This window comes from Psychrobacter sp. Ps3 (assembly GCF_022129275.1).
Lineage (GTDB): Bacteria > Pseudomonadota > Gammaproteobacteria > Pseudomonadales > Moraxellaceae > Psychrobacter > Psychrobacter submarinus.
Map to the genome: position 1 here is coordinate 1 of NZ_JADQAL010000057.1, position 9,289 is coordinate 9,289.

9 protein-coding genes and 1 pseudogene are annotated in these 9,289 nt (G+C 43.2%); 3 read left to right on the forward strand and 7 right to left on the reverse strand.

The features are described from left to right. Positions 1-80: 80 nt before the first annotated feature. The 3 genes and pseudogenes from I3248_RS11700 to I3248_RS11710 all read left to right on the forward strand — a co-directional run. Entirely contained in the window at positions 81-1,250 is a 1,170-nt protein-coding gene (locus I3248_RS11700) for a hypothetical protein (protein WP_238063916.1), read from the forward strand. Positions 1,251-1,464: 214 nt separating this feature from the next. Beyond that, positions 1,465-2,619 carry a glycosyltransferase family 4 protein gene (locus tag I3248_RS11705; RefSeq protein WP_238063918.1) on the forward strand — a complete coding sequence of 385 codons (1,155 nt, stop codon included), beginning with the start codon at positions 1,465-1,467 and terminating at the stop codon, positions 2,617-2,619. 151 nt (positions 2,620-2,770) lie between these two features. After that, positions 2,771-3,358, forward strand: a pseudogene (locus I3248_RS11710) (sugar transferase); the annotation flags it as partial. Between the two features lies 1 nt (position 3,359). On the opposite strand, the gene scpB reads toward I3248_RS11710, so the two are convergent. The 7 genes from scpB to rsmD form a co-directional block, all read right to left on the reverse strand. After that, entirely contained in the window at positions 3,360-3,908 is a 549-nt protein-coding gene (gene scpB, locus I3248_RS11715; protein WP_238063919.1) for an SMC-Scp complex subunit ScpB, read from the reverse strand. Positions 3,909-3,950: 42 nt separating this feature from the next. After that, complete coding sequence (locus I3248_RS11720) at positions 3,951-4,745, reverse strand: segregation/condensation protein A (RefSeq protein ID WP_238063925.1); 795 nt, start codon at positions 4,743-4,745, stop codon at positions 3,951-3,953. Between the two features lie 88 nt (positions 4,746-4,833). Then, complete coding sequence (gene trpS / locus I3248_RS11725) at positions 4,834-5,904, reverse strand: tryptophan--tRNA ligase (RefSeq protein ID WP_238063921.1); 1,071 nt, start codon at positions 5,902-5,904, stop codon at positions 4,834-4,836. A 131-nt stretch (positions 5,905-6,035) separates the two neighbouring features. Beyond that, positions 6,036-7,130, reverse strand: coding sequence for a lipid A biosynthesis acyltransferase (locus I3248_RS11730; RefSeq protein ID WP_238063923.1), 1,095 nt, complete (start codon positions 7,128-7,130; stop codon positions 6,036-6,038). A gap of 270 nt (positions 7,131-7,400) precedes the next feature. Further along, on the reverse strand, positions 7,401-7,787 hold the full coding sequence (rpsI, locus tag I3248_RS11735; RefSeq protein ID WP_025647144.1) for a 30S ribosomal protein S9: 387 nt from the start codon (positions 7,785-7,787) through the stop codon (positions 7,401-7,403). Between the two features lie 10 nt (positions 7,788-7,797). Further along, positions 7,798-8,226 carry a 50S ribosomal protein L13 gene (gene rplM / locus I3248_RS11740; protein WP_025647143.1) on the reverse strand — a complete coding sequence of 143 codons (429 nt, stop codon included), beginning with the start codon at positions 8,224-8,226 and terminating at the stop codon, positions 7,798-7,800. Between the two features lie 253 nt (positions 8,227-8,479). After that, the gene (gene rsmD / locus I3248_RS11745; RefSeq protein WP_238063924.1) at positions 8,480-9,211 is read right to left on the reverse strand and encodes a 16S rRNA (guanine(966)-N(2))-methyltransferase RsmD; all 732 of its coding nucleotides are present in this window, start codon (positions 9,209-9,211) and stop codon (positions 8,480-8,482) included. Positions 9,212-9,289 lie beyond the last annotated feature (78 nt).

Here is a 9,289-nt window from a genome sequence, read left to right on the forward strand (position 1 = left end):
TATGCAGGCGTTCTATAATATTAATTAGCGTTGCACTTGGTGTGTTAATCTAAGTTATAAAACAACCTAGAGAAAATCTAATGACAGACCTGAACTGGATTTATTCATATGGATTTTTGGGGATTAGGCTTTTTGATTTGCCTAGTTTTTTGATGTGTTTGTTATTGATTGTGATTGCTGGCTATAAGTTTAAGCTTCCTTCTAATTATCAAGTCATTCTAGCCTTACACTGTTTGCTGCCTTTTGTCTTAAATGATGTGCTGTTTAGCACCTCTTATATGGGCGATCAATTTAGGTACTGGCGCGGAGTCAATGCGATAAGATCTGGTGAGCTGGGCATCATGGAGGCGCTAACAAGTGGTGAAAACGTATTGCAGGCGAGCGCGTTTTTCGCCCTCATGCCATTTCCTACGCCTGTTTCTGCTATTAGTTTAGGATTTTACAACACTTTTCTTTATATCGTTTTATTCTTTGTCTTGTATGTCAAGAATATCTTTACCAAAGTCTCTATATGGTTCTATCTGCTGTTTCCTAGTGTTGCTTTGTATACTGCTTTGAGCTTACGAGAAACACCAATATTTTTCTTTATGGTTTTAGCCATAGTTTTTGCTCGTGAGTCTAAGATTTTTAAAAGTGCACTTTGTACCGTCCCAGTTTATTTAATCAAGTTTCAAAACTTCTATATTTTGGGACCTATAGTTTTAATGTACTTTGTTTTTAACGTCGCAAAAAAGGGCATGGGATTGGCGAAAGCATCAATCATTGGAGCGATTACTTTCGCCGCTTTGCTGCTCTCTGCGCCTCTAGCCATACCTTTGGTCAATAAGTTTAGGGTCGCTATGTACGTTGAAGATGGTGGCAGGGCCGAAGAGATCAGCCTCATATCTGGAGCAGGAGAGTTCGTCGTTGAAGGCTTTACCTCAGGCTTATACTTATTGTTTAAACCCTTTATCTGGGAGGCGCGCGGTCTTCTACCTCTCATCCAGTCTATTGAAAACTTATTCATCTTGTTCATTTTATATTTAATCACAAAGCAAGCTTTGTTCAAAAGGCCTGATAAACTGGCATTTTGGTTACTGTTTTTAGTGTTATCTATGTCGGTATATGGGTTGGTGGTGTTCAACTATGGTACGGCCGTTCGCTATAGATATCCTTTTGTCGTGATATATGTTTTATTCGTCTGCGCTGACTGTGAAATCAGCACTTTATTCCAAAGTAAAACCCCTGCTGAACAAAGCCCTGACTCTTAAAAGCTTCTAACTACCACCTTTTAAGACATAAATAGAAATATTATTTATGTCTTTATCTATTGTAATCCCTAAAAATATCGCCTATATTATATTTATATATTCGAATATATGGATTTACGAATATAAATGCTGAGATGCGTTTTATTTTATTGGTTTTAATAATGACATTCACGAAACTCATTTTAATATGACTCGAAACTAAGTTGGAGACATTATGACTACTATCAAAAAGTTCTTAATATTTGCCAACTATTTGCCTCATGTCTTAAATTTCAGAGGCAAGCTTTTGGCGTCTATTGCTCAGCTAGGGTATGAGATACATGTCGTTGCTCCTGCATTAGAGGACTATGTTACAGATCATAATACGCTCAAAGATCTCGGTTATCACGTCCATCAGATCGCTATGCAACCGGTTGGAACTAATCCAGTAAAAGACATAAAAACGCTTTTGGCCAGTTATCAGATTTTAAATAAAATCAAACCACAATATGTACTTGCTTACACCATCAAACCTGTAGTGTACGGAACATTAGCCGCATGGCTTGCCAAAGTACCTTATCGTTTTGTGCTGATATCAGGCTTAGGGTATACCTTTCAGCAAGTAGAAGAGACCAACAAACGCAGCGTATTTCAGAGGTTTGTCCATACGCTGTACCAACAAGCATTAGCAAGAGCTTCTAAAATATTTTTTCAGAATAAAGATGACTTAAACCTACTAAAAAAACTAAATGTATTTAAGCCAATTATTCCAACAGTAGTGGTGAATGGCTCAGGAGTTGATCTATCTGACTTTAAGGTAATGCCCTTACCTAAAGATGAGTCAGGTAACGTTAAGCTGTCTTTCTTATTAATTGCAAGACTGCTTAAAGATAAAGGCATAGTGGAATACGTTGAGGCCGCTAAGCAGATAAAAAAAGAATATCCAGATGCTGAGTTTCATCTAGTAGGTTCGATGGACGAAAACCCAGCAGCCATTGAAAAAGCACAATTAGATGGATGGATAGCAGAAGGCGACATCATCTATTGGGGCGAGCTTAAAGATGTCCGTCCTGCTATAGCAGCAAGCTCGGTCTATGTATTGCCATCTTATCGCGAGGGCACTTCACGCTCGGTGTTAGAAGCCATGTCTATGGGGCGAGCAATTATTACTACCGATGCGCCTGGCTGTAGAGAAACAGTGGTCTCCGGTAAAAATGGTTATTTAGTTCCTGTGCAAGCGATTAATGAATTAACAGATGCTATGCGCCAGTTTATAGAACATCCTAATCTATGTGAGCAAATGGGATTGGCTTCTAGAAACATTGCGGTAGATAAGTATGACGTCAAAAAAGTAAACACTCAGATGATAGCGGAGATGGGCTTAGGTTAGGTGTTCATTATATAGCGAAATTATGAGTCATCGCTTGAAGAATAATCCAATCTAATTGCCCGTTAAATTTATACTTACATGTCCTGATATAGCTGATTAAAAAAGAGGTATGACGGCTTTAGGAGATGTCAAAAACTGGTGAGGTCATAATATGTTTAAAAGAACCCTCGATTTCAGTCTTGCGCTCACGGTCTTAATTTTACTGTTACCTGTGTATCTGTTGGTAGCATACAAGGTTAAGAGAAATTTTGGATCGCCGGTTATATTTCGTCAAACTCGGTCCGGCCTCAATGGTAAACCCTTTAAAATTTATAAGTTTCGCACGATGAGTGATGAAAGAGATGCCCAAGGCAAGCTATTAGCTGATGAGTATCGGTTAACTGACTTTGGTAAGAAGCTTCGAGCAACTAGTCTTGATGAGCTGCCGCAGCTATGGAATGTGCTTAGAGGTGAGATGAGTATAGTAGGTCCGCGCCCTCAGCTTATGGAATATATGCCTCTATATAGCCCAGAACAGTTTCGCCGGCACTTAGTCCTTCCAGGCTTAACAGGTTACGCGCAAGTGAACGGCCGCAATAGTATTAGTTGGCAAAAGCGCTTTGAGCTTGATACTTGGTACGTGGATAACCGAACGCTGTGGTTGGATCTCATTATATTAATTAAGACGGTGAAGATGGTGATTGGCATGCACGGTATATGTGCAGAAGGAGAGGCGACTATGAGCCGGTTCAAGGGTAATGTCAAACCGCGTCGTTTATTGCGGACAAATCCGGCATCGGTGGCAGCTCGTCCAAAGTTGTCAATCCAAAAGCGTCCAGAAACTGCGGGGTAGTATGCAATAGCGCTGGACGTCCTAAAGTGTCTTTATAGCCCTCTTCCATAATCCAACCTTTATCAAACAGCTGTCTTAATAGGCTACTAGATAACGTCACGCCGCGCACATACTCAATATCGCTACGAGTGACCGGCTGCTTATAGGCAATGACGCTTAGCGTCTCAAGTAGCGCCTGGCTAAGACGCTGTTGCCGCTGTGGAAACACACGCTGAATGAGCGCGCTATAGTCATCAGCGATTTGCAAACGGTAGCCGCTAGCGGTTTTATGAAGTCTTAACACACTAGAAGCTAAGCGCTGTTGTAATTCCGCTAATGCTTGCTCTAATTCCTTGGCAGACACAGACAGATGCTTGCGTAGAGCCTTATCAGTCAGTGGTGCATCTGAGGCGTGCAGGAGCACCTCTATTTGTAGGCTATGCTCTTTAGTATTAGCGATATCGTTATTTTTTATCATGTCTGTTCTATTTACGAATGAATTAAACGCCAATGGCGAACACTACAGCAACCATTGCAAAGTTAACGAGTTTATCTGGCTAGTCTCTTTATCAGCTTCTACATCGCTACTAACTACGCCTACTAACTGTCTTTTCATGAGCTCTAACACCGCTACAAAACTCACTACTGCGCCGACTCTGCCTTGCGACTTATCTAACAGTTGATAAAAGGAGCGAGCACTACCAGTACTTAGTTGGCGACTAATGCTAGCGATTCGATCAGATAGGGGCACCGCGTCGACTTTGATGTTATGCATTTGATAATCAGGCTGCAGTTGCATTTTAAATAAGCTATCGATCAGTAGAGTAGGTGAGTAGCTAGGTAGCTCAGCTTGCATGACATCCGTACTTGGCAAACTGACCATAGCTAAGAACACATCGCGCTCAAGACGAACTAAGCTATCTAAACGCCGGCTTGCTTCTTTGATTTGCGCGTAAGATTCTAAGCGTTCAATCAGCTCCGCTTTTGGGTCGCGCTCATCAGTTGGGGTTTGCGGTTTTGGTAGCAGCAGCTCTGTCTTGATCGCAATCAAGGTTGAGGCCATCAGTAGATAATCACCAGCGAGCTCAAAATGATCACTATCAAGCTCGCCAATATAAGCCAAATACTGCTCAGTGATCGGCAAAATATCCATCTGGGTTAGATCGACGTTGTTTTTTTTGACGAGATACAACAAAAAATCTAACGGCCCTGCGAACTGCTCAAGCCAAATAGCAAAAGCCCCAGGCGGTACATATAAGTCCTCAGGCAGGTTTGCTACTGGCGTTTGATAAATGCGCAGAGCGGCATCAAGCATATCAGTTGACGCCTGGTCAGCTAAATCAGAGGTAGCATCAGGCGCTATGCTAATCGTTGAAGGCATCTTAATCTGACTAGCTAACGGATTATTTGAGTTTAGCTAGCGGGCGAATACCGATAGCGCGCCGCGTTTTATCAAGCTGTTTACGGCTATGACGGCGAGCTTTGTCTGCGCCCATTTGCAAGATTTCTTCTAACTCTTTTGGATTAGCCATCAGCTCTTCATAACGCGCGCGGAACGGGGCAATCTCATTATTAATCTTATCAAAGAGCGCTTGTTTGGCATCGCCCCAGCCAATACCTGTAGCAAATTGCGCGCGCATATCAGCGATCTCAGCAGGAGTAGCAAAGGCTTTGTATATCTCAAAGATAGCCGAATCGTCCGCGTCTTTTGGCTCATCAGGCAGCTGTGAGTTAGTCACAATCTTCATAATGGCTTTATGCATTTGCTTCTCTGATCTCACTTGCGGATTGGTTTCGCCAAACAGCGGAATAGTATTACTGTAGCTCTTGCTCATTTTACGGCCGTCAAGGCCCGTCAGTAGTGGAGTGTCATCATCGACTACTGCGCTTGGTAAGGTAAATAGTGGCTTATATCTATGATTGAAAGTACCAGCGATATCGCGTGCCATCTCAATATGTTGGATCTGGTCACGGCCTACAGGAACGTGAGTGGCATTGAACATCAAGATGTCAGCCGCCATCAGCACCGGATAGCCAAATAGACCCATAGTAATGCCTTGATCAGGATCGACGTCTGGTTTCTCAGCATTAATATCGACTGCAGCTTTATAAGCATGTGCGCGGTTCATCAGACCTTTAGCGCAAGAGCAGTTTAAGATCCAAGCCAGCTCGGTAATCTCTGGTACATCGGATTGACGATAAAAGGTTACGCGCTCAGGATCAAGACCGCAAGCGATCCAAGTGGCGGCGATGGTTTTAGTTGATTCATGAATGATAGCAGGATCATAACAGCCAATAATACCGTGATAATCGGCTAAGAAAAAAAACGCTTCATCGTCACTATTCTGAATGGACTCAATCGCAGGACGAATGGCACCAACATAGTTACCTAAGTGGGGAATACCGGTGGGTTTTATACCGGTAAGGATGCGTTTGCTTTGTTTTGAAGCGTCCGAATTAGAGTTATCGCTCATAAAATATCCATTACAGTGTTTTTTAAATTATGGTGTATAGGCGTTTAGGTGCTAAATCATAACCGCAGAGTATAACAAATTTATCGGCGATTTTTATGCTCGAATAACTGAAGAGCAGTTTATTTAGCCTATTACTTATAAATATCGCGGCGGCCGTTAGGACCATGCTTATAGCGCCGATGAAACCACATCCACTGAGTGGGATCAATACGAATGAGGCTCTCTAGTATTTCATTGACTCGCGTGGCATCAGCGACTTCATCACGACTCGGATAGTTCTCAAGCTTTGGTGTGATTGTTAGATGATAATGTGGGCGCTTACCGCGCGGCAGATTATCTGGGGTTTGCCGATAGGTATGCAGGGCCATTACTGCTGGCGGATGGGTTTTACTACCTAGCTTAGCCAAACGCCGTGCCATCGTAATGGTCGCCGCAGGTACACCAAAAAAGGGCGCCATAACCCCTTGCTTGAGGCCATAGTCTTGATCGGGTGAGTACCAAATCACATGGCTTTTATTAATAGAATCGACCAAGCTGCGCATATCACGACTAGAGATCTGCTTGCCAAAGATATTGGTGCGACCATTATAAATAAACCAATCAAGCAGCGCGTTATTTTGCGCGCGGTACATACAGTCGGCGGCAAAAAACTGCGTACAAAGTAGACCGCCCAAATCGAGCATCGTATAGTGCGCGCCCAGTAAAATTACCGCACGCCCTTCGTTTTGGGCGTTGACTAAGTGCTGCAAACCCGATATCGATACCGTACGGGTAAATACATTAGGACGGAACCAAGCACATAAGGTTTCAAACACTCCGACGCCTTGATTGACAAAGACTTGCTTTGCCATCAGCTCGCGCTCCGCTTCCGGCTTCTCTGGAAAAGCCAGACTTAAATTAATCAGCGTGTCACGACGCCGCGAACCTGCTAGCTTGTAAATCAAAACACCGAGCTTACGACCGAGCCAAAACTGATAACGTAGCGGTAAATAAATCATCGGCAATACTAGCGCTAATACTAGCCAAATACCCCAGTACTTCGGCAATAAAAAATGCCATTCAAAAGGCCTTTTCTCGGCTTGGGCAGTTTTCTTTTGCGTCTCAGTAATCATAGGGGTACCTGCCGGCAGAGCAGGCGATTTTGCTTGCTTATTAGAGACGCTATTTGGTGCGGTAGAGGTTTGGTTATCGGCTTTGCTAGGATCGTATTGTTCGGGCGCTTTCATAAGAAGGTACTATAATAAAAGGTGCTACTATGATGGGGTAGATAAGCTTGCTTTACAAGATAAGTTTTGCTGGTAGCAAGTATAAGCCTGTGTTTGAGCCCAATAATTTATTTACATCGTTGATTACAATGTATAAACCGTCAGGCATAAAAAAACCTTATAAGCAGCGAGCCACTTATAAGGTTTTGCAAAACTAAGCTTAGATTAGCGGCTACTCTTACCAATATCTGACGAGAAATAGAGTAGCAAGCCAACAAGCCATAGCTTCGATTAACGTTTTGAGAATTGTGGGCGCTTACGTGCTTTACGTAGACCAACTTTCTTACGTTCAACTTGACGTGAATCACGAGTTACAAAACCAGCTGCTTTTAGGGCAGGCTTATTAGTTTCGTCAAGCTCGATTAGGGCACGAGTGATACCGTGGCGAATCGCGCCTGCTTGACCACTGATACCGCCGCCTTTTACAGTGATGTAAAGGTCGTAATCATTAGGTGATTCAAGTAGCTCTAATGGCTGACGAACAACCATACGTGAAGTTTCACGGCTGAAGTATTCATCAAGTGGTTTACCGTTGACATTGATGCTACCAGTACCTTTCGCTAAAAAGACACGAGCGGTAGACGTCTTGCGGCGACCAGTTCCGTAATTGCGTTCCATAAAATTATCCTTAGATGTCTAGTTCTTTAGGTTGCTGAGCTTCATGTGGATGCTCTGTACCCGCATATAGTTTCAGCTTCTTGATCATCGCATAGCCAAGAGGGCCTTTAGGAAGCATACCCTTAACTGCTTTGTGTAGAACATCTTCAGGCTTATGTGCAATCAGCTTGTTGAAGTTGGTTTCTTTAATACCACCTGGGTAACCACTGTGGCGATAGTACTTTTTATCTTGTGCTTTTTTGCCCGTTACCGCGACTTTATCTGCATTGATGACGACAATGAAGTCACCAGTATCAACGTGCGGGGTATAAGACGTTTTGTGCTTGCCACGTAAGCGAGTAGCGATTTGCGTGGCTAAGCGACCAAGGGTTTTGCCGTCAGCATCGACAACATACCAGTCATGGGTCACTTCAGCTGGTTTTGCACTAAGTGTTTTCATGATAAAACCTTAAATTTAGAATTCGTTGAGAGTTTAGCTGGGAACGGGGCTCTCAAAAAACAGACTGCACATTATAAGCAGTAGCGCTTCGGCTTGCAAGCGCCAATGGGGTTTATTTTCTCCTGCATTACATTAAACAGTCGTATTTAGCAGGTTTTTACGGGTTTTGTACTTTTCAGCGATAAAGCACTCGATACCTTATCATTATTTGATGATGAGGGGTTAAGTCTAATCGTAAAAAGCAGTGAGATAATTATGACGTTGACAGCTGATAAAGTCCAGCGACAACTTGTCCTACTTTGTTTTGTTTTAGACACTCAAAGCCAGTGATTGGCTGCAAATTACTATTCTCATTGAGGGTTTCGGCCAATTGCGCCAATTGAGTCGTTAAGTCTTTATCGGCTTCTAAATAGATGAGCGTGCTCGGAGTGAGTAAGTCTTGCTCTATAAGCGTCTTCAAGATAGGCTGCCACAGATCGTCTGCGTATGGCGGATCGATAAAGACAATATCAAACGGCTGGTTAATATCCTGGTCTTGCTGCAATAATAGCTCAGCTTTACCAGACTTTATAATAAAGCTATCCGCCTCTAAACGTAGCTGTTCAGCGCTTTGTGCTAGCAGTTTTGCTTGTGCTGGGTTGGCTTCAATAAAAGTGCAATGCGTAGCGCCGCGAGATAAAGCTTCAAAGCCTAAGACGCCGCTACCTGCACAGCTATCTAATACGCGCGCGCTATGAATGTCAGCGAGTAGCCAATTAAATAGCGTTTCACGCAGGCGATCTGGCGTCGGACGCAGGCCCTCACCATCGATAAAGGTGATGTTACGCCGCTTAAACTGGCCACCGATGATGCGGACATGGCCGGCCGCTTGTTGCGATCTTGATGTACTATCTTTTGCTTTACCGCCCTTTGGTTTTGAAGCTTTAGTTCTTTGGGTTTTTACTTTTTGGGCTTGCGAGCGGCGTACTGCTGAGGGCTTTTTCATAATAAAACGGTTAAATATTAATAGTATTAGGGCGTGTTGAACATTCACAAATGCGCACTGCTGATCGCTACTAGTTTA

Coding starts and splice junctions, on each gene's coding strand:
- I3248_RS11700 (WP_238063916.1), top strand. CDS start 81: ATGACAGACCTGAACTGGATTTATTCATATGGATTTTTGGGGATTAGG.
- I3248_RS11705 (WP_238063918.1), top strand. CDS start 1,465: ATGACTACTATCAAAAAGTTCTTAATATTTGCCAACTATTTGCCTCAT.
- scpB (WP_238063919.1), bottom strand. CDS start 3,908: ATGATAAAAAATAACGATATCGCTAATACTAAAGAGCATAGCCTACAA.
- I3248_RS11720 (WP_238063925.1), bottom strand. CDS start 4,745: ATGCTTGATGCCGCTCTGCGCATTTATCAAACGCCAGTAGCAAACCTG.
- trpS (WP_238063921.1), bottom strand. CDS start 5,904: ATGAGCGATAACTCTAATTCGGACGCTTCAAAACAAAGCAAACGCATC.
- I3248_RS11730 (WP_238063923.1), bottom strand. CDS start 7,130: ATGAAAGCGCCCGAACAATACGATCCTAGCAAAGCCGATAACCAAACC.
- rpsI (WP_025647144.1), bottom strand. CDS start 7,787: ATGGAACGCAATTACGGAACTGGTCGCCGCAAGACGTCTACCGCTCGT.
- rplM (WP_025647143.1), bottom strand. CDS start 8,226: ATGAAAACACTTAGTGCAAAACCAGCTGAAGTGACCCATGACTGGTAT.
- rsmD (WP_238063924.1), bottom strand. CDS start 9,211: ATGAAAAAGCCCTCAGCAGTACGCCGCTCGCAAGCCCAAAAAGTAAAA.